At 71.8% G+C, this 21142-nt stretch carries 18 protein-coding genes; 9 read left to right on the top strand and 9 right to left on the bottom strand.

Annotated features, from left to right (window positions below):
- Window positions 1-7 precede the first annotated feature (7 nt).
- Window positions 8-1378 carry an ABC transporter substrate-binding protein gene (locus tag WFI16_RS17285; protein WP_419899083.1) on the bottom strand — a complete coding sequence of 457 codons (1371 nt, stop codon included), beginning with the start codon at window positions 1376-1378 and terminating at the stop codon, window positions 8-10.
- Window positions 1379-1597: 219 nt separating this feature from the next.
- On the opposite strand from WFI16_RS17285, the gene WFI16_RS17280 reads away from it, so the two are divergent.
- Complete coding sequence (locus tag WFI16_RS17280; protein ID WP_419899082.1) at window positions 1598-2839, top strand: ABC transporter substrate-binding protein; 1242 nt, start codon at window positions 1598-1600, stop codon at window positions 2837-2839.
- Here WFI16_RS17280 and WFI16_RS17275 read toward each other — a convergent pair.
- Window positions 2836-4167: a hypothetical protein gene (locus WFI16_RS17275; protein WP_419899081.1), complete on the bottom strand. Its 1332-nt coding sequence runs from the start codon at window positions 4165-4167 to the stop codon at window positions 2836-2838. The two genes, WFI16_RS17280 and WFI16_RS17275, sit on opposite strands and share 4 nt — an antisense overlap.
- Before the next feature lie 107 nt (window positions 4168-4274).
- Here WFI16_RS17275 and WFI16_RS17270 point away from each other — a divergent pair, with 107 nt between their 5' ends.
- Entirely contained in the window at window positions 4275-7505 is a 3231-nt protein-coding gene (locus tag WFI16_RS17270) for a S8 family serine peptidase (protein WP_419899080.1), read from the top strand.
- Window positions 7506-7577: 72 nt separating this feature from the next.
- On the opposite strand, the gene WFI16_RS17265 is transcribed toward WFI16_RS17270, so the two are convergent.
- Both WFI16_RS17265 and WFI16_RS17260 read right to left on the bottom strand, forming a co-directional pair.
- Window positions 7578-9182, bottom strand: a complete 1605-nt coding sequence (locus WFI16_RS17265) for a GGDEF domain-containing protein (RefSeq protein ID WP_419899079.1) — start codon at window positions 9180-9182, stop codon at window positions 7578-7580.
- A gap of 281 nt (window positions 9183-9463) precedes the next feature.
- Complete coding sequence (locus WFI16_RS17260; protein ID WP_419899078.1) at window positions 9464-10132, bottom strand: GntR family transcriptional regulator; 669 nt, start codon at window positions 10130-10132, stop codon at window positions 9464-9466.
- Between the two features lie 172 nt (window positions 10133-10304).
- Here WFI16_RS17260 and WFI16_RS17255 point away from each other — a divergent pair, with 172 nt between their 5' ends.
- Genes WFI16_RS17255 through WFI16_RS17230 form a run of 6 tightly spaced genes read left to right on the top strand, consistent with a single transcriptional unit; the run spans window position 10305 to window position 16740 of the window.
- The gene (locus WFI16_RS17255; RefSeq protein WP_419899077.1) at window positions 10305-11870 is read left to right on the top strand and encodes an ABC transporter substrate-binding protein; all 1566 of its coding nucleotides are present in this window, start codon (window positions 10305-10307) and stop codon (window positions 11868-11870) included.
- Window positions 11871-11877: 7 nt separating this feature from the next.
- The gene (locus WFI16_RS17250; protein WP_419899076.1) at window positions 11878-12837 is read left to right on the top strand and encodes an ABC transporter permease; all 960 of its coding nucleotides are present in this window, start codon (window positions 11878-11880) and stop codon (window positions 12835-12837) included.
- Window positions 12837-13679, top strand: coding sequence for an ABC transporter permease (locus tag WFI16_RS17245; protein ID WP_419899075.1), 843 nt, complete (start codon window positions 12837-12839; stop codon window positions 13677-13679). Before WFI16_RS17250 ends, WFI16_RS17245 begins: the two co-directional genes overlap by 1 nt.
- A complete protein-coding gene (locus tag WFI16_RS17240) occupies window positions 13676-14629 on the top strand; it encodes an ABC transporter ATP-binding protein (protein WP_419899074.1) in 954 nt (317 codons plus the stop codon). The genes WFI16_RS17245 and WFI16_RS17240 overlap by 4 nt, the downstream gene beginning before the upstream one ends.
- Window positions 14622-15404: an ATP-binding cassette domain-containing protein gene (locus tag WFI16_RS17235; RefSeq protein WP_419899073.1), complete on the top strand. Its 783-nt coding sequence runs from the start codon at window positions 14622-14624 to the stop codon at window positions 15402-15404. Before WFI16_RS17240 ends, WFI16_RS17235 begins: the two co-directional genes overlap by 8 nt.
- 13 nt (window positions 15405-15417) lie before the next feature.
- Window positions 15418-16740, top strand: a complete 1323-nt coding sequence (locus tag WFI16_RS17230; protein ID WP_419899072.1) for an LLM class flavin-dependent oxidoreductase — start codon at window positions 15418-15420, stop codon at window positions 16738-16740.
- Between the two features lie 145 nt (window positions 16741-16885).
- On the opposite strand, the gene WFI16_RS17225 is transcribed toward WFI16_RS17230, so the two are convergent.
- The 5 genes from WFI16_RS17225 to WFI16_RS17205 form a co-directional block, all read right to left on the bottom strand.
- On the bottom strand, window positions 16886-17605 hold the full coding sequence (locus tag WFI16_RS17225) for a YoaK family protein (protein WP_442970704.1): 720 nt from the start codon (window positions 17603-17605) through the stop codon (window positions 16886-16888).
- 103 nt (window positions 17606-17708) lie between these two features.
- Entirely contained in the window at window positions 17709-18059 is a 351-nt protein-coding gene (locus tag WFI16_RS17220) for a hypothetical protein (protein ID WP_419899071.1), read from the bottom strand.
- A 148-nt stretch (window positions 18060-18207) separates the two neighbouring features.
- Window positions 18208-18801 carry a peroxidase-related enzyme gene (locus WFI16_RS17215; protein ID WP_419899070.1) on the bottom strand — a complete coding sequence of 198 codons (594 nt, stop codon included), beginning with the start codon at window positions 18799-18801 and terminating at the stop codon, window positions 18208-18210.
- Entirely contained in the window at window positions 18798-19304 is a 507-nt protein-coding gene (locus tag WFI16_RS17210; protein WP_419899069.1) for a CMD domain-containing protein, read from the bottom strand. The genes WFI16_RS17215 and WFI16_RS17210 overlap by 4 nt, the downstream gene beginning before the upstream one ends.
- An 82-nt stretch (window positions 19305-19386) precedes the next feature.
- Window positions 19387-19842, bottom strand: a complete 456-nt coding sequence (locus tag WFI16_RS17205; protein WP_419899068.1) for a winged helix-turn-helix transcriptional regulator — start codon at window positions 19840-19842, stop codon at window positions 19387-19389.
- Between the two features lie 195 nt (window positions 19843-20037).
- Between WFI16_RS17205 and WFI16_RS17200 the strand changes: the two genes are divergently transcribed.
- Window positions 20038-21141, top strand: a complete 1104-nt coding sequence (locus WFI16_RS17200; protein ID WP_419899067.1) for a hemin-degrading factor — start codon at window positions 20038-20040, stop codon at window positions 21139-21141.
- Window position 21142: the final 1 nt, after the last annotated feature.

Below are 21142 nucleotides of genomic sequence, written 5' to 3'. Positions count from 1 at the left end.
TCCAGTCCTACGGCGTGTAGGGGACGGTGGCGGGCAGCTTGTCCAGCATGTCCGGCTTCAGCGTCTTCAGCCAGTCCAGGCTCTTCTGCCCGACCGGGGTGGTGATCATCTCGGCCGGGAAGCTCATCATGTCGGTCATCACCGGGAAGCTGTACTTGTCGGTGTGCATCGAGGTGCCGATCAGCTGGTTCTCCAGCCCCTGGCCGTCCTCGCGGATGGTGACGCTGCTGGTCAGCGAGGGGAAGGTCAGGCCGCGGAAGGCCGCCGCCAGCTCGGCATCATTCGGCCAGCCGCCGCCCTTGGCGGCGATCGCCTTCTCATAGGCCGCCTTCATCGCCGAGACCGCCTGGAACATGTGGTGGGTCGAGTAGATCGGATAGACGTTGAAGCGCTTGCGGTAGTCCTCGGTGAACTTGGCCAGCAGCGCCGGGTCGCGCGGGCTCGGGTGCAGGAACCAGTGGTCGCCGCGGGCGCCGATGATATGGCCGGGCGGCAGCGCCTTGCCGACGCGCTCCAGCGAGCTCTCGGCCAGCGGGATGACGAAGGTCGAGCGCTCGAACAGCTTGCGGTCGGAGGCCTGGCGGATGAAGGCGTCGAGCTCGCCGCCCCAGGTGGTCGAGAAGATCACGTCCGGGCGCAGCGCCAGCAGCCGCGTCACCTCGGTCGAGAAGTCGGTGGCGCCGAAGCGCGGGAACAGCTCGGCGGCGACGCGCACGCCGGGCTTCAGCGCGTTCAGGGCCGTGCGGAAGATGTCCCAGGAATCGCGGCCCCAGGCATAATCCTGGTTCATCACCGCGACCGAGCGGAAATCCGGCTTGGTCTTCAGCAGATACAGCAGCGGCGCCAGCACTTCCGGCGTGGCATTCGCCTGGGTGCGGTAGGCATAGCTGTACTTGCCCTCCTCGAAGATGCGCTGGGTGCCGCAATCCCACAGGATGGTCGGGCGCTTCATCTCCTCCGACAGCGGCGCGCAGGCCAGGCAGTCGGCCGAGGAGATGCCGGCGAAGATCAGCTGGACATTCTCGCTCTGCACCAGGCGGCGGTACTCGCCGGTGAAATGGTCGACGCCCGGGCCCTCGTCGATGAAGATCGGCCGCAGCTTGACGCCGGCGATGCCGCCCTGCTCGTTCAGCTGGTCGAACAGCAGCTCGGCCGCCTGCTTGCCGGGCACGCCGAAGACGCTGGAGGAGCCGGAGAGGAAGGTGGCGATGCCCACCTTGATCTCGGCGGGCTTCTGCGCGGCACCCTGGGCCAGGGCGCTGCGGCCGGTCAGCGCCAGGCTGCCGATGCCCAGCGCCGCCTGCAGGGCGCCGCGGCGGCTGAGCGAGGTCGAGGGGACGGCCGGCGCCAGCGCGGCCCCGGGGGTCACTTTCTGCATGGAACGCTTCCTTTGTATCCGGCCGTTCACGGCTCTGTGGCGGAGACTGGCAGAAAGCTTGGCGGCGATCCAGCATGGGAATGGCTTTCAGCCGGCTGCTGTGATCACAGAATACATCTTGCCTGGCGCCCTGGCCCTGGCGAGACTGGCCGGGCCGCACGGCGCCGCAGAGCGCCGGCCGAACGACCGTCCGGAAGCACCAGGAAAGTATTGAAAAAAATGATCCAGACGCCCCGCCGCCGGCTGCTCGCCGGGGGTGCCGCCGCCCTGCTCGCGCCCACCCTGCTCACCCCGCCGGCGCGGGCGCAGGCCGCGGCCCCGATCCGCATCGGCGTGCTGGCCGATTTCTCCGGCCCCTATCGCGACACCTCGGGCCCCACGGCGCTGGCCTGCGCGAAGCAGGCGGTGGAAGACCTGGGCCTGGCCAATCGCGGTATCCAGGTCGAGGTGCTGCAGGGCGACCACCAGAACAAGCCGGATGTCGCGCTGGCGCTCGCCCGCCGCTGGATCGACCAGGACGGCGTCGACATGATCACCGAGGTGAACAACTCGGCGATCGCCTTCGCCATCGCCGGGCTGGTGCAGGAGAAGGACCGCGTGCAGATGAACAGCGGCGCGCTGAGCGCGGCGCTGACCGGCGAGCGCTGCTCGCCCAACACCATCCACTGGACCGCCGACACCTGGATGCTGGCCAATGCGGTGGGCAAGGCGACCGTCCGCAATGGCGGCGATTCCTGGTATTTCATCACCGCCGACTATGCCTTCGGCCACCAGATGGAGCGCGACCTCGGGCGCTTCGTCACCGCGGCCGGCGGCAAGGTGGCCGGCTCCTCGCGCTTTCCCTTCCCCGGCACCACGGATTTCGCCAGCTTCCTGGTGCAGGCGCAGTCGAGCCGCGCCAAGGTGATCGGCCTGCTGATGGCCGGCACCGACATGGTCAACTGCATCAAGCAGGCGCGCGAATTCGGCGTGGCGCGGCGCGGCGTCAAGCTGGCCGGCACGCCGATGTTCGTCACCGACATCCATGCGCTGGGGCTGGAGACGGCGCAGGGCCTGCTGCTGGCCGAGGCCTATTACTGGGACCTGAACGACCGCACCCGCGCCTTCAACACCCGCATCCGCCCGAAGGTGCCGAACAACTGGCCGAACCAGGAGCATGCCGGCACCTATGCCGCCTGCCTGCACTACCTGAAGGCGGTGGCCGACATGGGCGCGGGGCCGGCGAAGGCCAGCGGCCGCGCCGTGGTTGCCCGGATGAAGGCGATGCCGACCGACGACGACTGCTTCGGGCAGGGCGTGGTGCGCGCCGATGGCCGCAAGGTCCACCCGGCCTATCTCTTCGAGGTCAAGGCACCGGGCGAGAGCCGCGGCGCCTGGGACTACTACAAGCTGAGCGGCACGGTGGCGGCGGAGGAGGCGTTCCGGCCGTTGTCGGAAGGCGGCTGCCCGATGCTGGGCTAGGCGTCCTCGAGGCGGATGTCGCGCAGCTTCATGGACCAGACCGTCTGGTCCGCGTCGCGCACCGCATCGAAGCCGGAGGAGAAGCAGCGCCGCCGCAGCAGGAAGTCGGCGGCACCCTCCCGCAGGGTCAGCGGGATGGCGATGCCGGCGGCCGGCGGCGCCCCGCTGGCCAGCGGCAAGGCGCGGTTGCCCTCGAGCGCGAAGGCGTCCAGCGTCACCCGCCCGCCGGCATTGCGGCGGGCCGGGACCTCGGCGCGGCAGGAGAGGGTGAGGCGTTGCGCGCCCGGATGCTCCAGCCGGGCCAGCACCAGCGGCCCCAGCACCGGCACGCCCTGGATGATGCGGGCTTCCGGCGCCTGCAGATGCAGCAGGCCGCCGCTGGCCAGCGCCAGGCTGACGCGGCGCGCCGGCGGCAGCGCCTGGACGCGGCGCAGCGCCCTGGTGGCATCCGCCAGCAGCCCGGCGCGCAGCCAGTCCAGCCGGTCCAGCGCCGGCGAGGCGGCGCCCACCGCGGCACGCGCCTCGGCCAGGGCCTGGTCGGCCAGGGTGGTCTCGCCGCGCCACAGCGCCTCGCGCGCCGCCAGCATCTGCAGCCCGTGGCATTCCGGGAAGACCGCCAGGGCGCCGGCGGCGGCGGCGAGCTCGGCCATCGGCGCGCCGGCGCCGGCCAGGTCCAGCACCCGCCCCATCCGCTGGTGCCGGGCCAGGAAGCTGCCGAGATTGTGCTCGCCGCCCGGGCAGAGGAAGAGGCCGGGCCAGCCGCGCTCCTGGAACAGGCGCAGATTGTAGAGGTCGATCATCTCCTCGTCGCCGAAGAGCAGCAGGTAGCGCGCCGGATCGCCGGTCAGCACCGCGTCGGTGCCCTCGACCGGCGGGTGCCGGTCGAGCCAGACCTTGTAGCGCACCACGCCGCGGCCGAAGCGTGGCGTGTCCAGCGAGAAGGGCGGCGACAGCGCGACGATGCGCACTTCCGGCATCTCGGCGCCCAGGGTCAGCGCGGCATAGGCGCCCATGCTGATGCCGATCAGTGTGACGCTGCGATAGCGCCCGGCCGCGGCGCGCTGCCGGCACCAGGCGATCATCGCGGCGCGGCCCTCGGGGGCGCGGTACCAGCTGCGCGCATGGTCGCGGATCAGGATCCTGTCGAGCCGCGGCCGCAGCTGCAGCGTGCGCAGGAAGTCGTAGCCGGCGAAGGGCTTCGACACATCGCCGACGCCGGTCAGCGCGATGACCAGGTCGCGCGCGCCCTCGCCTTCCAGGAAGATCGCCTCGTAGCTGCCGAACTGCACCTGTTCGTCGGGCGCCAGGACAGGGCGGTCTGCGGTCATGCGGGTCTCCGGTGCGGGCGGGCGCGCGCCCGGTGCCTCATAGGCCGGTTCGGTTAACTCTCTGCGCTAGCCCTGTCGGCGGGACCGCAGGGAGCCGCTTCGCCGCCATGGCCAGTTTCAACGATCCGCGCTTCGCCGCGCAATGGCAGCTGAAGCCGGGCCAGGGCATCAACATCACCCCGCTCTATGACGATTACGCGGGCCAGGGCATCCGCGTCGGGCTGATCGACACGCTGCTCGACACCGCCAACCCCGAGCTTGGCGGCCAAGTCGATCCGCGCGCCGGGCAGCAGGCGGCGGCGGTGCAGGGGGGGGAGGCGGCGGCCGGCTCGCACGGCACCGGCGTCGCCCTGGTGCTGGCGGCGGCGGCGAACAATGGCTACGGCGGCGTCGGCGCCGCCTATGGCGTCACCCTGGTCTCCTACCGCGTCGATGCGCGCGGCGAGCGGACGGTGGCGCAGGAGACGGAGATGCTCGCCCTGCAATGGCAGGTCGATGTCTCGAACAATTCCTGGAGCCGCTCGGGCGAGCATTTCCGCGACGATTTCGGCCAGGCCCAGTATGCCGGCGCGGCGGCGGCCATCGCCGAGGCGGCGGCGCGCGGCCGCGAGGGGCTCGGCACCGTCATCGTCCGCTCGGCCGGCAACAACGGCATGACGGACGACGTCAACACCCACAGCTATTCCAACAACCGCTACACCCTGCTGGTCGGCGCCACCGATGCCACGGGCGCGGTGCAGGATTTCTCCAACCCCGGCGCGGCGCTGCTGGTGGTGGCGCCGGCGACCGCCACCTCCTATGCCGCGCCGCTGGCCAGCGCCACGGCGGCGCTGATGCTGCAGGCCAATCCGGCGCTCGGCTGGCGCGACGTGCAGACCATCCTGGCGCTGACCGCGCGGCTGACCGATGCCGACGGGGCCGGCTGGTTCGACAATGCCGGGGAGGGCTGGAATGGCGGCGGGCTGCATGTCTCGCGCCGCGCCGGCTTCGGGCTGATCGATGCCCGCGCCGCGGTGCGCCTGGCCGAGAGCTGGCAGGCGCAGTCGACCAGCGCCAACCAATTGGAGGCCAGCGCCTCCGCCGCCCCGGAAGCTGCCCTGGCGGATGCCGGCAGCAGCGCCTTCTCGCTGGCCATCGACCGCGACCTGCGGGTCGAGCGGGCCGAGGTCAGCCTCGCCCTCGACCATGCGAAAATCGGCGAGCTGCGGCTGGTGCTGGTCTCGCCCTCGGGGACCGAGAGCGTGCTGCTCGACCGGCTGCACCAGGGCGAATACGACCCGGCCAGCGGCCAGCTGCGCTTCACCTTTGCCAGCACCCAGTTCCTGCGCGAGGCGTCGCGCGGCGACTGGCAGCTGCGCATCGAGGATCTGGCCGAGGGCCAGACCGGCATCCTGCACAATTGGTCGCTGACCCTGCTGGGCAGTGCCGCCAGCGACGACACCCAGCACGTCTATACCGACGAATTCGCCGCCATCGCCGCCGCCGATCCGGCGCGGGCGGTGCTGCGCGACGCGGCCGGCCACGACACCCTCAACGCGGCGGCGGCCTCGGGGAATTCCTGGATCGATCTCGGCGGCGACAGCCGGATTGCCGGGGCGGTGCTGCGCCTGGCCGAGGGCACCGAGATCGAGGACGCCATCGGCGGCGATGGCGACGACGTGCTGATCGGCAATGCCCTGGCCAACCGGCTGCAGGGCGGCCGTGGCGATGACCAGCTGCGCGGCGGCGCCGGCGACGACATCCTGGAGGGCGGCCCCGGCGACAACCTGCTGGAAGGCGACACCGGCGACGACCTCTATCGCGTGACCGGCGCCGGCGACCGCGTGGTTGAGCGGCAGGAGGAGGGCCATGACCGGGTCGAGGCCAGCATCGACTACCGCCTGCCCGAGCATGTCGAGGATCTCGTGCTGCTTGGCGCGGCCTGGCACGGCATCGGCCATGACGGCGACAACCGCATCACCGGCAATGCGGCGGCGAACTGGCTGGAGGGCGGCGGCGGCGACGACTGGCTCGACGGCGGCGCCGGCGCCGACCGGCTGCAGGGCGGCACCGGCAACGACACCTATATCGTCGACGACCCCGGCGACATCGTCGAGGAAGTGCCGCTCGGCGGCTTCGACACGGTGCGCAGCAGCATCAGCCATCGGCTGGCCGTCGCGGTCGAGTATCTGGTGCTGACCGGCGACGCCGCCATCGACGGCACCGGCAATGCCGGGGCCAATATCATCACCGGCAACGACGCCGCCAACACACTGCGCGGCGAGGAGGGGCCGGACCGGCTGCTCGGCGGCGGCGGCGCCGACATGCTCTATGGCGGCAGCGGCGCCGACTGGCTGGAGGGCGGCGACGGCGATGACTGGCTGGCCGGCGGCAGCGGCATCGACCTGATGCGCGGCGGCGCCGGCAACGACACCTATGTCGTCGACGACAGCGGCGACATGGTCGGCGAGCTGGCCGGTGGCGGCGACGACCGCGTGCTCAGCACCGTCGACTACAGCCTGCCCTCCGAGGTCGAGACGCTGGCGCTGATGTCGCTCGCCGCGCTGCGCGGCACCGGCAACCGGCTGGACAACACGCTGATCGGCCATAGCGGTGCCAATCTGCTGCAAGGGCTGGGCGGCGACGACCGGCTGCTGGGCGCGGCCGGCGACGACCGGCTGGAGGGCGGCTCGGGCGATGACTGGCTGCTGGGCGGCAGCGGCGCCGACACGATGCTGGGCGGCAGTGGCAACGACACCTATGTGGTCGACGATCCCGGCGATGTCGTCATCGAGGAGCGCTTCCAGGGCTTCGACCTGGTGCAGGCCAGCATCAGCTTCACCCTGCCGGACTGGGTCGAAGAGCTGACGCTGACCGGCAGCGCCGCGCTCGAGGGCATCGGCAATGCCAGCGCCAATGTGCTGAACGGCAATTGGGGCGACAATGCGCTGCGCGGCGAGGCGGGCGCCGACCTGCTGCGCGGCATGGCCGGCGACGACCGGCTTTGGGGCGGCGAGGGCAACGACCTGCTCTCCGGCGGCAGCGGCGACGATGTCCTGCGCGGCGGCGCCGGCGACGACCTGCTGCTGGGCGGGGCGGGGGCCGACCGCTTCGTCATCGCGCCCGGCGAGGGCGCCGACCGCATCGCCGATTTCCGCCCGGCCCAGGGCGACGTGCTGGTGCTGGAGGGCTTCGGCCCGGCGCTGGACAGCTGGGAGGAGGTGCTGGCGCAGCTGACCCGCCAGGGCAGCAACCTGGTGCTCGACCTGGGCGGGGTGGGTGGCGGCCCGGGGGGGCTGGTCACCTTCCTCGGCCTGCCGGTCGGCGCGCTGGGGGCGGACCAGGTGATCTTCGGCTAGGTCGGCGCGCGCCCGCCTGCCAGGCCGCGGTCCGCGGAGGGTGGGCGCCGGGGATGCTTTACCGGGGGTGCTTTAGCGGGCGCCGACCGCGGCCGGCAGCGCCACCACGGTCGGCGCGGCGGTGCAGAAGCGGTTGCGCCCGCCCATCTTCGCCGCATAGAGCGCGCTGTCGGCGGCCGAGAGCAGCGCATCGGCGCCCGAGCGCGCGCCGGGCTCGTCCTGCTGCGGCGACGGATAGGCGGTGGCGACGCCGAGGCTGATGGTGACGATGCCGGCGGGCTGGTTGCCGGCATGCGGCAGGGCGCGGGCGGCCACCGCGGCGCGCACCCGCTCGGCCAGCAGGGCCGCGCCCTCGCCATCGGTCTTCGGCATCAGCAGGGCGAATTCCTCGCCGCCCTGGCGCGCCGCGATGTCGCCCGGCCGCCGCGCCGTCGCCCCCAGGCAGTCGGCCACCATGCGCAGGCAGGTGTCGCCGGCCGGATGGCCGTAGCGGTCGTTGTAGCGCTTGAAGTTGTCGGCATCGAGGACGAGCAGCGACAGCGGCTGCCCCTCGCGCGCGCAGCGGCGCCATTCCACCGCCATCGCCTCCTCGAAGCGGCGGCGGTTGGCGAGGCCGGTCAGCGCGTCGGTGGTCGCCATCTCCTCCATGTTCTCGAGCGCCTCGAGCAGCCGCGCCTCGGCGGCCTTGGCCTCGGTCGCGTCGCGCATCACCGCGACATAGCCGAGCGGCGCGCCGGTCGAGGGATGACGGTGGGTGCGGGCGCGCAGGTCGATCCAGATCCAGCGCCCGCCCGGATGCTGGAAGCGGTAGGTGACCGCCGCCTCCGCATCGCCGGCGGCCAGCGCCATGGCGGCGGCCTCGACCCAGTCGACATCGTCCGGATGCGCCCGGTCGGTGAGGCGGTGGGTGATCAGCACCTCCGGCGGCAGGCCCAGCACCCGCGTCGCCATCGGCGACACGTAGCGCCGCGTGCCGTCGATATCGCTCAGCATCACGACATCGCCGGAATTCTCGGCGATCAGGCGGAAGCGCGCCTCGCTCTCGCGCAGCGCCGCCTCGGCGGCACAGGCCTCGGTGACGTCGCTGCAGGTGGTGACGATGCCGCCGGGCAGCGGATGCGCCCGCAGCGTCAGCAGCCGCCCGTCCGGCAGGCTCGCCGCCATCGGCGAGCGCTCGGCGCGCAGCAGCGCCAGGCAGCGCGCGGTCTCCTCGGGATCGGCCGGGGCGCCGGCCGGCAGCAGGCAGGCGGCCATGGCGGGCGCCACCTCGGCCGCCGGGCGGCCCGGGTTCAGCAGCGCCTCGGGCAGCGCCAGCAGCTTGCGGAACAGCGTGTTGGCGGCGACCAGCCGGCCGTCGCCGTCCCAGATCGCCAGGCCCTGGCCCATCGTCGCGGCGATGCCCTCGAGCAGCGCATGGCGCCGCGCCAGGGCGCGGCGCTGCACGCGGGCCGCCCAGCGGAACACGGTCAGCCCCGCCACCGCGCTGGCCGCCAGCACCAGCCCGGCCACCAGCAGCAGCCGCGCCGGGGCGCCGGCCTCCAGCAGCAGCCCCAGGCTGAGCCCGGCCGGCAGCAGCCAGGCCAGCACCTGCAGCAGCGCCATGGCACGCTCCAGCCCGACGGTCTTTCGGGCCGTCAGGTCGGCAAGCGCGGCGGCGATGCGGGCGAAACGAAGCATGGCTAACAAGGCGGATAGAAGTGCTGCGGTTTTATTAATCGTCCGTAGCGGCGGCTCTAGATTTGTTCACTGTACGCACCTGCCGCCCGGGGCGATCGGCGCCGGTTCGGGTCTCCGGCCGCCGCCGCCGTTCCGCTGTCCGGAAATCCAACCGAGTCGGCGACCCCGCCGCGCGTCCCTTATGGCCAAGCTCAAGTCCTGCAGCGGGCCCGGCGCAGTATTCCAGCCCCGCGGCCAAGATCAGGACAGGGTTATGCTTGCCGCGGCACGCGCCCGTGCTGTCAGCCGGCCGGCGGGCGGGTGGGGCGCAGCGCCACCACGCTGCGGATGTGGTAGCGCATCTCGGCGGTGGCGATGGTGGCGTCGCCGCGCTGCAGCGCGCTCAGGATGCGGCCATGCTCGGCCAGCACGCGTTCCGGCCAGTGCGGCCGGTGCCCCTCCATGCCGCGCACCAGGCAGGCCTTGTCGTGCATGGTCTCGATCTGCCGCAGCAGGGCGGTGTTGCGCGCGCCCTGGGCGATGCGCAGGTGGAACTCGCCATCCAGCGTGTTGAAGGCGTCGAGATCGCCCTCCGCCAGCGCCGCCCGCTGCCCGGCGATCAGCCGCTCCAGATCGGCCGGGCAGTCAGGGTCGCGCGGCAGGGCCAGGCTGACCGCCATGCATTCCAGCGCCTCGCGCAGCTCGCAGAATTCCTGCACCTCCTCCTCGGTCATGCGGATGACGCGCCAGAAGCGGCCGAAGCGCTCGACCAGCCCGTCGCGCAGCAGGCGCTGCAGCACCTCGCGCACCGGCGTGCGGCTGACGCCGAAGCGCTGGCCCAGCGTCACCTCCTGCAGCTGGGTGCCGGGCGGCCAGCGCAGCGAGACGATCTCGGCCTTCAGCCGGGCATGCAGCTCGCCGCTCAGATGCGCGGGCGCGGCCAGGCTGTCGGCGGCGGGCAGGTCGTTCATGCCATCGGGTTTCCAGTATGCCGAAAATGCGGGCAGGTGGATGGCAAAGCACAGGCACCCCCGGCCTGCCTAGGGGAAATTCGCGTCATAACGGTGCTTGCAGCCATGCCGGAGTTCGGACGTATACTGAAACCAGACGGACAAGAACCATCCGCATCCCTGGGGGCTTCCGATGACCGAGCAATCGCCGCGCGCCACCTTCTCCCGCCGCGCCCTGATGGGGGGCGGCACCGGCCTTGCCGCCGCCGCTGCCCTGGGCTGGCCGCGCGGCCCCGCCCTGGCGGCGCCGGCCACGCTGCGCGCCGCCATTTCCGGCTACAACGTGATCAACACGCTGGACCCGGCGGTCGCCGCGCTGATCCCGGAATACTACGTGATCTGGAGCCTCTATAACGGGCTGCTGAAGCTGGACGCGCAGATGCGCCCGGTCCCCGACCTGGCCGAGAGCGTCACCGTCGCCGGCGACGGCCAGATCGAGTTCAAGCTCCGCCAGGGCGTCAAATTCCACGACGGCAGCCTCCTCACCTCGGACGACGTCAAGTTCACCCTGGAGCGGCTGCTGGACGAGGCGACCAAGTCGCCCAACCGCAGCAAGGTCTCGGCGATCAGCCAGATCGACCTGCCCGACGCCCAGACGGTGCGGCTGAAGACCTCCGCCCCTTTCGCGCCGCTGCTGACCTTCCTCTCCAATGCCCGCACCGGCACCCAGATCCTGCCGCGCAAGGCCTTCATGGCCGATCCCGCCGGCTTCGGCCGCAAGCCGGTCGGCACCGGCGCCTATCACCTGCGCAGCTGGGAGCCGAACCAGGCGCTGAAGCTCTCGGCCTTCGCCGATTACTTTGGCGGCGCGCCGCGCATCCCGGAGGTGGAGATCCCGCTGATCGCCGAGGAGACCAGCGGCGTCACCGCGCTGCTGGGCAAGCAGGTCGACATCACCTCGACCGCGCCGTTTGCCGACATCCCGGCGCTGGAGAAGCGCACCGACATCAAGGTGATGAAGCAGCCGGGGCTGAACACCCGCTTCCTGTCGCTGAACAACCGCAAGCCGCCCTTCGACGACGTGCATTTCCGCCGCGCCGTCAGCCTGGCGATCAACCGCGACGTGCTGGTGCGCGTCGTGCTGTTCGGCGAGGGGGTGGCGACGCCCGGCCTGATCCCGCCCTCGCTGGCCGCCGCCTATGACCCGGCGCCGAAGCCGCTCTCCAGCTTCAACGCCGCCCGCGCCAAGGAGGAGCTGGCCAAGTCCAAGTATGGCGCCGGCACCAAGGGCACCATCCTGACCTGGGGCTCCGGCTGGTGGAAGCGCACGGCCGAGGTGGTCGTCGCCCAGGTCAACCAGGTGCTCGGCACCCAGCTGAATGTCGAGGTGACCGAGGCCAATACCGTCTTCGCCCGGGTGCGCAGCGGCGACTACCAGGCGGCGACCTGGGGCTGGCTCGGCATGATCGACCCGGACGAGTATTCCTACGACCTGCTGCACAGCGAGGGCTGGCGCAATTTCGCCGGCTACAGCAACCCGCAGCTCGACGCCCTGCTGGTGCAGGCGCGGCAGGAGCTGGACCCGGCGAAGCGCGGCACGCTCTACCGCCAGAGCGAGGCGATGTGGATCGAGGACATGCCGATGGTCCCGCTGTTCTGCTCCAACATCCACAACCTGCTGGCGGCCAATGTCAGCGGCTTCACCCAGCTGCCCTATTCCAATTTCGGCGACCAGTTCGCCGGCATGAGCCTGGGCTGATCCGGCTTTGGCCACCGCCCCCCTGCGGCGCGGCGCCCGCCGCGCCGGGATCCTGCTGCTGACGCTGGCGGCCGGCGCGCTGCTGGTCTTCTTTGCGATGAAGGCGGCGCCCGGCGACCCGGCGCTCTCGGCGCTGGGCGAGAATGCGCGGCCCGAGCTGGTCGCCGCCTTCCGCCGCGAGCACGGCCTCGACCTGCCGCTCTGGCAGCAGTTCCTGGCCTGGATCGGCGGCGCGCTGACCGGGGATTTCGGCCGCTCGCTGACCTTGGCGGGCGGCGTGCCGGTGGGCAGCCTGATCGCCAGCCGTCTGCCGGTCACCGCCTTCATCGGCCTCTATGCGCTGCTGCTGGCGGCCGCCATCTCGCTGGTCGCCGGCACCATCGCGGCGCTGCAGCGGGGCCGGGCGGCGGACACGGCGCTGACCTCGCTGGCGGTGCTCGGTGTCTCCATGCCGGATTTCTGGCTGGGCTATGTCCTGGTCTTCTTCCTGGCGCTGAATTTTCCGATTTTTCCCTCCTATGGCTTCGTCTCGCCGGTCGACTCATTCACCGGCGCGCTGCTCTCGGGCTTCCTGCCGGCGCTGGCCATCGCCGCGCCCATGGCCGCGGTCTTCTCGCGGGTGCTGCGCGCCGCGCTGCTCGACGTCATGCACCGGCCCTATGTGCAGGTCGCGCGCTCCATCGGGCACTCGGGAAAGTTCGTCTTCCTGCACACCATCCTGCGCAACGCGCTGATCCCCTATGTCACCATCATCGGCCTGCAGGTGCGCTACCTGCTGGGCGGCGTGGTGGTGATCGAGCGGGTCTTCGGCATCCCGGGCCTGGGCTCGCTGATGGTCGACGGCGCCTTCGGCCGCGACTATCCGGTGATCCAGGCCTGCGCCCTGACCTTCCTGGTGATCGTGCTGATGACCAACCTGGCCGTGGACCTGCTCTGCACCCGCCTCGACCCCAAGGCGCGCGCCTGATGCGCCGCACCCTCCGCCTGCTGGCCGGGGCGCGGACCCTGTCGCTCGGGCTGCTGATCACCCTGGTGGTGCTGTTCGGCATCCTGGCCGGGCCCTGGATCACACCCTTCTCCGCGACAGAAATGGATTTCATCAATGTGCTGACGCCGCCCGACGGCACGCACTGGCTGGGCACCGATTCCTTCGGCCGCGATGTGCTGTCGCGCGTGCTCAGCGGCGGCCAGGTCTCCTTCCTGATCAGCACGGTCGGCGTGCTGTCGGGGGCGGTGATCGGCACCGCGCTGGGAATGCACGCCGCCTGGCATGGCGGCAATCGCGAGGCGCTGCTGATGGCCTTCTGCGACCTGCTCTTCGCCTTCCCGAGCTTCGTCCTCGCCCTGTTCATGATGGTGGTGCTCGGCTTCGGCATGCACAACGTGATGATCGCGATCGCCCTGGCCTATCTGCCGATCTTCGCGCGCCTGTCGCGCAACCTGACCCGCACCATGATGCACGAGCCCTTCGTCCAGGCCGCGCGCCTGATCGGCCAGCGCCCGGCCCGCATCCTGGTCTTCGAGATCCTGCCCAACATCTTCTCCACCCTGCTGGTGCAGGCCAGCGTCGGCATCGCCTTCGGCATCGTCATGGAGGCGGGGCTGTCCTTCCTCGGCCTCGGCGTGCAGCCGCCCACCCCCTCGCTCGGCGTCATCCTGGCCGATGGGCGCGAGTATTTCCAGCGCGCCCCCTGGGTGCTGACGCTCACCGGCGTCGTCGTCTCGGTGGCGCTGCTCGGCCTCAACCTGCTGGGTGACGGTCTGCGCGACCTGACCGACCCCCGCCTGCGCAAGGCCGCCGGCCCATGAGCCTCCTGCCCAAACGACTGCTGGAGGTGCGCAACCTGCGCATCCATGCCGGCCCGCTGGAAGTGGTGCGCGCAGTCGACCTGGAGCTGCGCGAGGGCGAGACGCTCGGCATCATCGGCGAGAGTGGCTCCGGCAAGACCATCACCAGCCTGGCCCTGCTGCGCCTGCTGCCCGACGGCTTGCGCGCCGAGGCCGATGCCTTGGTCTGGCGCGACCGCGACCTGACGTCCCTCTCCGACCGCGACTTCCGCCCCTGGCGCGGGCGCGAGATGGCCATGGTCTTCCAGGACCCGGTCGGCTCCTTCAACCCGGCCAAGCGCATCGGCTGGCACCTGCGCACCGCGCTCGAGCGCCGCGGGCTGCGCGGCGCCTGGCAGCCCGAGGCCGAGCAGCTGCTGGACAGCGTCGGCATTCCCAACCCGGCGGCGGTGCTGGAGCGCTATCCCCACCAGCTCTCGGGCGGCATGCTGCAGCGGGCGCTGATCGCCATGGTGGTGGCCCTGGAACCGGGGCTGATCGTCGCCGACGAGCCCACCACCAACCTCGACAACATCGTCGAGCAGCAGATTTTGACGTTGTTCCGCGACCTGCGGAAGCGGCTGTCGGCGGCCTTCGTCTTCATCACCCATGACATCGGCATCGCCGGCCAGATCAGCGACCGCATCGCGGTGATGTATGCCGGCGAGATCGTCGAGCAGGGCCCCGCCGCCGAGATGCTGGCCGCCCCCCGCCATCCCTATACGCGCGGCCTGATCGCGACCGCCCGCGCGCTGGCCGCCCGCGCCGGGCAGCTGGCCGAGATCCCCGGCCATCTGCCGGGTCCCGGCCAGCGGCCCTCGGGCTGCGTCTTCCGCCCGCGCTGTTCGGAGGCGCGCCCCGGCTGCGAGGCGCCGCAGCCGCTGCGCGAGATCGCCCCCGGACGCCAGATGCGGTGCCTGCTCGATGCCTGACGCGCTGCTCGACCTCCAGGACCTCGGCGTCCACTTCCCCGACCGCAACCGCCCGGGCGGCGTGCTGAAGGCGGTGGACGGCGTCAGCCTCTCCGTCGCCCCCGGCGAAATCCTGGGCCTTGTCGGTGAATCCGGCAGCGGCAAGACGACGCTCGGGAAGACGCTGCTGCGGCTCTACGAGCCGGTGGCCGGAAAAATCCTGCTGAACGGCCGCGACATCACCCATCTGGACGAGGCGGCGCTGCGCCCGCATCGCCGCGCCATGCAGATGGTCTTCCAGGACCCGCTGTCCTCCTTCAATCCGCGGCAGACCATCTTCACCGCGATCGCGACGCCGCTGCTGCTGCACCGCCTCTGTAGCAGGGCCGAGCTGCCCGCGCGGATCGCCGCGATCCTGGCCGAGGTCGGGCTGCCGGCCGACTTCGCCGCCCGCTACCCGCACCAGATGTCAGGCGGCCAGCTGCAGCGCGCCGCCATCGGCCGCGCCCTGGCGCTGGCGCCGCAGCTGATCGTCGCCGACGAGGCGGTCTCCAAGCTCGACGTCTCGGTGCGCGCGCAGATCCTCAACCTGCTGCGCCGCCTGCAGGCCGAGCGCGGCCTGGCCATGGTCTTCATCACCCACGACCTGCATGTGGCGCGCTTCCTCTGCCACCGCATCGCGGTGATGCATTTCGGCAAGCTGCTGGAGCTCGGCCCCACCGAGCAGATCTTCGAGAACCCCGCCCACGACTATACGCGCGCCCTGATCGGCACGCTGCACGACCTGCCCGCCTGAGGAGACGCCCGCCATGACCCGACAGATGAGCCTCGGCCTGTCGATGCGCTATCTCGGCTACCACGCCGCCGCCTGGCGGCATCCGCAGGTCGATCCCGGCGGCGCCTCCGACTTCCGCCACTTCCTGCGCGTGGCGCAGCTGGCCGAGGCCGCCAAGTTCGACATGGTCTTCCTGGCCGATGGCATCGGCATCCGCGCCAAGGACGAACCGCCGGGCTCGCTCTGCCGCTCCGCCCAGACCGCGGAGCTGGAGCCGCTGACGCTGCTCTCGGCGCTGGCCCCGATGACCAGCCGCATCGGCCTGGTGGCCACCGCGTCGACCACCTACAACGAGCCCTTCCACATCGCGCGGAAATACGCCTCGCTCGACAAGATCAGCGGCGGCCGCGCCGGCTGGAACATCGTCACCAGCTGGTCCGATGCCGAGGCGCAGAACTTCAACCGCGACGCCCATCTCGACTACGGCACCCGCTACGAGCGCGCCGGCGAGTTCGTCGAGGTGGTCAAGGGCCTCTGGGACAGCTGGGACGCCGACGCCTTCGCGATCCGCGACAAGGAAAGCGGCATCTTCTTCGACGCCGACAAGCTCCATGTGCTGAACCACCAGGGCAAGCACTTCAAGGTCAAGGGCCCGCTCAGCGTCGCGCGCAGCCCGCAGACCCGGCCGATCCTGGTGCAGGCCGGCGCCTCCGAGGCCGGCATGGAGATCGCCGCCACCAGCGCCGAGGTGGTCTATGCCGTCCCGCACGAGCTGGAGACCGGCCGCAGCTACTACGCCGACCTCAAGCAGCGCACGGCCAAGGCCGGCCGCGACCAGAACGGGCTGAAGATCATGCCCGGCATCACCCCCTTCATCGGCGCGACCGAGGCCGAGGCGCGGGAGAAATACGACCTGCTCAACGCCCTGGTCGCCCCCGAGCTGGGCCTGTCCTACCTCTATGCCCAGATGGGCGACCTCTCGGCCTATCCGCTGGACGGCCCGGTGCCGGAGCCGAACGATCCCCGCGTCCGCAGCATCGCGCAGAACCTGCTGAAGCTGGCCCGCCGCGACAACCTGACGATCCGCGGCCTCTACACCACCATCGCGGCCGGCTTCGGCTCCCGCATCCTGATCGGCACCGCGACGCAGATCGCCGACGAGATGCAGGCCTGGATGGAGGCCGGGGCCGCCGATGGCTTCAACATCTGCCCGCCGGCGCTGCCGATCGGGCTCGAGGATTTCGCGGCCACGGTGATCCCCGAGCTCCAGCGTCGGGGGATCTTCCGGAGAGAATACGAAGGCACCACACTGCGCGAGCATCTTGGAGTGCCAGTGCCGGTCAGCCGGTACGCCTGAAGAAGAGGCAGGCCAGGGGAATGAATTCCCCTGGACCCCTTCTTTTTTCTGTCGGATTGCCATGTCCACGTGGAAACGGCCGGTGACAGAAGAAGATGATGGGGGTCCGGGGGAAGAATTCATTCTTCCCCCGGCCTTCGAAGGCTTACTGGACTTCTGCTTCCCCCAGCAGCAGCACCACCCCCGCGAGCGGCAGGCAGCAGACGAAGCCCAGCCGGCCGAAGCCCAGCGCCCCGGCGACGCCGCCCAGGAAGAAGCCGCCCAGCAGCACCCCCAGCAGCCGCAGCTTGCCGCGGTCGGCGCGGACGAAGCGGGCTTCGCTGCCGCGGTTCCAGTAGAGCAGCTTGCCCAGCTCGATGCCGATATCGGTGGCGATGCCGGTCACATGGGTGGTGCGGATGCGGGCGCCGGAGATCTTGGTGATGGTGGCGTTCTGCAGCCCCATCAGGAAGCAGAGCAGCGGCACGGCGGGGACGATCACCAGCGGGCTGTCCTGCCAGAGCGCGCCGAGCAGGCCGAAGCCCAGCAGCAGCGCCGCCTCCAGCCGCACCGGCAGGGCGTGGCTGCGGCGGTGGGCGTGGCGGCGGGCCCAGTTGACCAGCATAGCCGAGGTGGCAGCGCCGGCCAGGAAGGGCAGCAGCGCCGCCAGCCCGCCCAGCACCGCGGCCCAGGCGCCGAGCGCCAGGTGGTCGGCCAGCGCCGAGACCGTGCCGGTCATGTGCGAGGTGTACTGCCCCACCAGCAGCAGCCCGCCGGCATTGATGGCGCCGGCGACGACGGTCAGCGCCAGGCCGAAGCCCGCCTCGGTCAGGCGCGGCCGCGCCCGGCCCTGGCGCGCGATCGGGCGCGGCATCGTCGACGGCATGGGCGGCCTCCCTGGGCTGGCAGGGACAGCATAGGCCGGGCCGCGGGCAAAAAAAGAGCCCGGCGGGCGCTCGCCCCCGGGCTCCGGTCGGTCGGGGCGGCCCTCAGGCCTCCTCGTCCTCCTCGCTGTCGTCGTCCGGATCGGTGATCGGGATCAGGAACAGGACCACGGCGGCATCGTCGTCGTCCTCGTCCTCCTCGTCATCCGCCTCGTCATCGGCCGCATCGGCGAAATCGTCTTCCTCGCCCTCGTCGCTGGCCTCAAACTCGGCGATCTCCTCCTCGGTCGCGGCGCGCACGGTCAGGGCGGCCTGGCCGTCCCAGATCGGCTTGTCCTCGCTCAGCAGGCGCTTCAGGTCTTCGCGGAAGGGGGCGCTGTCGACCAGCTCGCGCGCATCCTCCTCGTCGGTGTCGATGACGGCAATCGGCCGGCCGCCGATCTCGAGCGTGAACATGGCTATGGGTACTCCCGTTGGCAGGCGCCCGTCCGCGCCGCGGTCGCGACGGGCCGGGCGCTTCGCCGGCCATGAAGCACAGCTGGCCGGCCGCTGTCAGCCACCGGGCGTCGGGAATCCCCCCGATGGGCCCGATTTCATGACTTTTTCAAGCGGGGGCGCCGCCATCCTCGCCCTCCGGCGGCAGCGAGCGGCCCAGCGCCTGCATCAGCCGGTTGGCATTGGCGAACATCGCCACGGCATGGATCAGGTCGAGGATCTCGAGGTCGGAGAGCCCCGCCGCGCGCAGCGGCGCCAGCTCGCCCGCCGTGGTGGCGGCGGGGTCGCGGGTCAGGCTGGCGGCATAGTCGACGATCGCCCGCTGCCGCGCGTCCAGCCCCTGCACCGCGACGCCGTGCTCGAGCAGGGCGCGCATCACCGCCTCCTGCTTGCTGAGCTCGACGAAGCGGCGGGCATGCACCGAGGTGCAATAGACGCAGCCATTGACGATCGAGACCACGGCGGTGGCCAGCTCGCGCTCGGCCCGCGGCAGGCCCTTCGGCGCGTACATCACCTTGGTGAACAGCGCGCCGCGCTCGCCGAGCGAGGCCGGGTCATGCACCAGGGTGCGGAAATAGATCGAGTGGCGCTGCCCCGGCGGGCAGGCCTCCAGGGCGGCGAGCTGCGCCGGGGTGGCGGTGGCGGTCTCGACCGGCGGCAGGCGGGGCTCCCAGCCGACCTCCTCCAGGGTGAAGCGGCTCATGCGGCGGGCTCCTGCTGCAGCTGGCGCAGCCCGGCCAGCAGCCGGGTCTGGTAGGGGATGAAGGCGACCAGCTGGGTCACCGCGACGATGTCCTGCGGCGTCAGGCCGAAGCCCGTCAGCCGGTCGATATCCGCCTGGCCGCAATCGGCCGGGCGCTCGGCCACCATGTCGGCATAGCGGAACAGCACGGCCAGGCGGTCCTCGCCCGGCGGCGCCGGGAAGATCTCGGCCGCGGCGATCAGGGCCGCGTCGCCGCTGGCCGCCAGCAGGGCGCGGTAATGCGCGGCCAGTGCCGTCTCGCGCTCGATCAGGGCGCCGCGCAGCGCCAGGGCGGCGCGCTCGGCCAGGCTGACCTGGCCGGGATCCTCCGGCAGCACCAGGGCGCGATAGGTCCCCTCCTCATGGCCGAGGATCTCGGCGCGCTGGCGGCGCAGCTGGCCGAGCGGGGAGGCGGCGTCGAGGCCGAGCAGATGCTCGGCGAGGTCGGGAATGCGGGTGGGCATGGCGGGCGACCTTCCGGGATGGCGGGCGCGGGCATCATAGACCAGCCCGCCGCGCTGCCCAGCGGCGGCGGCGGACCGGCTTTCAGCCGGGTCCGGCGCCCGCGTCGTAGCGCTGCCGGGCGCCGTGCATGGCGCCGCCGTTGCGCGCCGCCCAGTCGATGATGCCGAGCAGCGGCGGCAGCAGCGACATGCCCATCGGCGACAGCCGGTAGTCGACCCGCGGCGGCACCGCGGCATGCAGCGCGCGCTCGACCAGCCCGAGGCGTTCCAGGTCGCGCAGCGTCCGGGTCAGCATGCGCTGCGAGATGTCAGGGATCTCCCGCCGCAATTCGCTGAAGCGGCGGGTCCGCCGGCTGAGCGCGATCACCACCAGCACCGTCCAGCGGCTGCCCAGATGGTCCAGCATGTCGCGGATCGGGCAGCCGCGCGGCGGGTCGGGCGCCGGCCTGGCGGCGCCGCGGCCGGGACAGCCGTCCAGGCTGCTCTGCAGCGCGGCGGCGGCGGGGAGGAGATGGTTACCTGGAGAATACTTGGTCACGCGAAACTGCCTTCTTTCCTGGTTTCGACGAATACCCTAACCCTGTCAGGGCGATTTGCTCCGCCGCCCCATCGTCAAGTGAAGCCGCAATAGAGCCCATGCCGGGCCGGGCGGCGTCCTCTCGTGTGGAATGATAATGATAATGACTCTCATTCACAAGAATTCTCGCCCGCGCCGCCTTTGGGCCGCCGGCTGATGCCCCGCTCGGTCCCCCCGGATAGCCTGGCGCGGCTGGCCGCGGCGTATCAGGCGCTGCGCGATGGCGGCAGCCGGCTGCGCCCGCGCGACGCCGCCGCGGCGCTCGGCGTCACCGAGGCGGCGCTGCTCGCCTCCGGCGCGCTCGGCCCGGTGACCCGGCTGCGCCCCGACTGGCTGGCGCTGCTGCGCGGCCTGGCGCCGCTCGGCCGGGTCATGGCGCTGACCCGCAACGCGCTGGCGGTGCATGAGCGCCAGGGCGTCTATGAACGCGTCGAACCGGCCGGGGCGGCGCTGCTGGTGCTCGGCCCGGAGATCGACCTGCGGCTCTTCCCGCGTGGCTGGGGGCAGGCCTATGCGCTGCAGGGCGAGCGGCCCTCGCTGCAGATCTTCGCCGCCGATGGCAGCGCCGTGCACAAGGTGTATGCGACCGAGGCGACCGACCGCGCCGCGTGGGCGGCGCTGGTCGCGGCCTTCGCCGACCCGGCGACCGACGCCCCGCCGATCGCCGCCCCCTCTGCCGCAGCCCCGCCTGACGAAACCCAGTCTGACGAGACGCCGTCTGACGAGACGCCGGCCGGGGCCGCGGCGCTGCGCGCGGACTGGCTGGCGCTGCGCGACCCGCATGACTTCCACGGCCTGCTGCGCCGCCACGGGGTGAGCCGCCGCCAGGCCTTCCGCCTGGCCGGCCCCGATCTGGCCCGGCGGCTGCCGGCCGGGTCGGCCGCGCAGGCGCTGCGCCGGGCCGCCGCCGCGGCGCTGCCGCTGATGGTCTTCGTCGGCAACCGCCACGCCATCCAGATCCATACCGGCCCGGTCAGCCGCCTGGTCGAGGCGCAGGGCTGGTTCAACGTGCTCGACCCGGCCTTCAACCTGCACCTGCGGGAGGCGGCGGTGGCCGAGACCTGGCGCGTGGTGAAGCCCACCGCCGAGGGCGGCGTGACCTCGATCGAGCTGCTCGACGCGGCGGGCGAGGTGGTCGCCCTGCTGTTCGGCGCCCGCAAGCCCGGCCAGCCCGAGCTGCCCGCCTGGCGCGCCCTGGCCGAGGGGCTGGCCGAAGATCCGGCCGGGGCAGCGACGCCGGAGCGCCGCTTTTCGTATTGAT

The sequence above is a fragment of the Roseomonas sp. USHLN139 genome (genome assembly GCF_037145735.1).
In the GTDB taxonomy this organism is placed as follows: domain Bacteria; phylum Pseudomonadota; class Alphaproteobacteria; order Acetobacterales; family Acetobacteraceae; genus Pseudoroseomonas.
The sequence above is the reverse complement of the archived record's forward strand: the minus strand, read 5'-3'. Positions and strand labels throughout refer to the sequence as shown.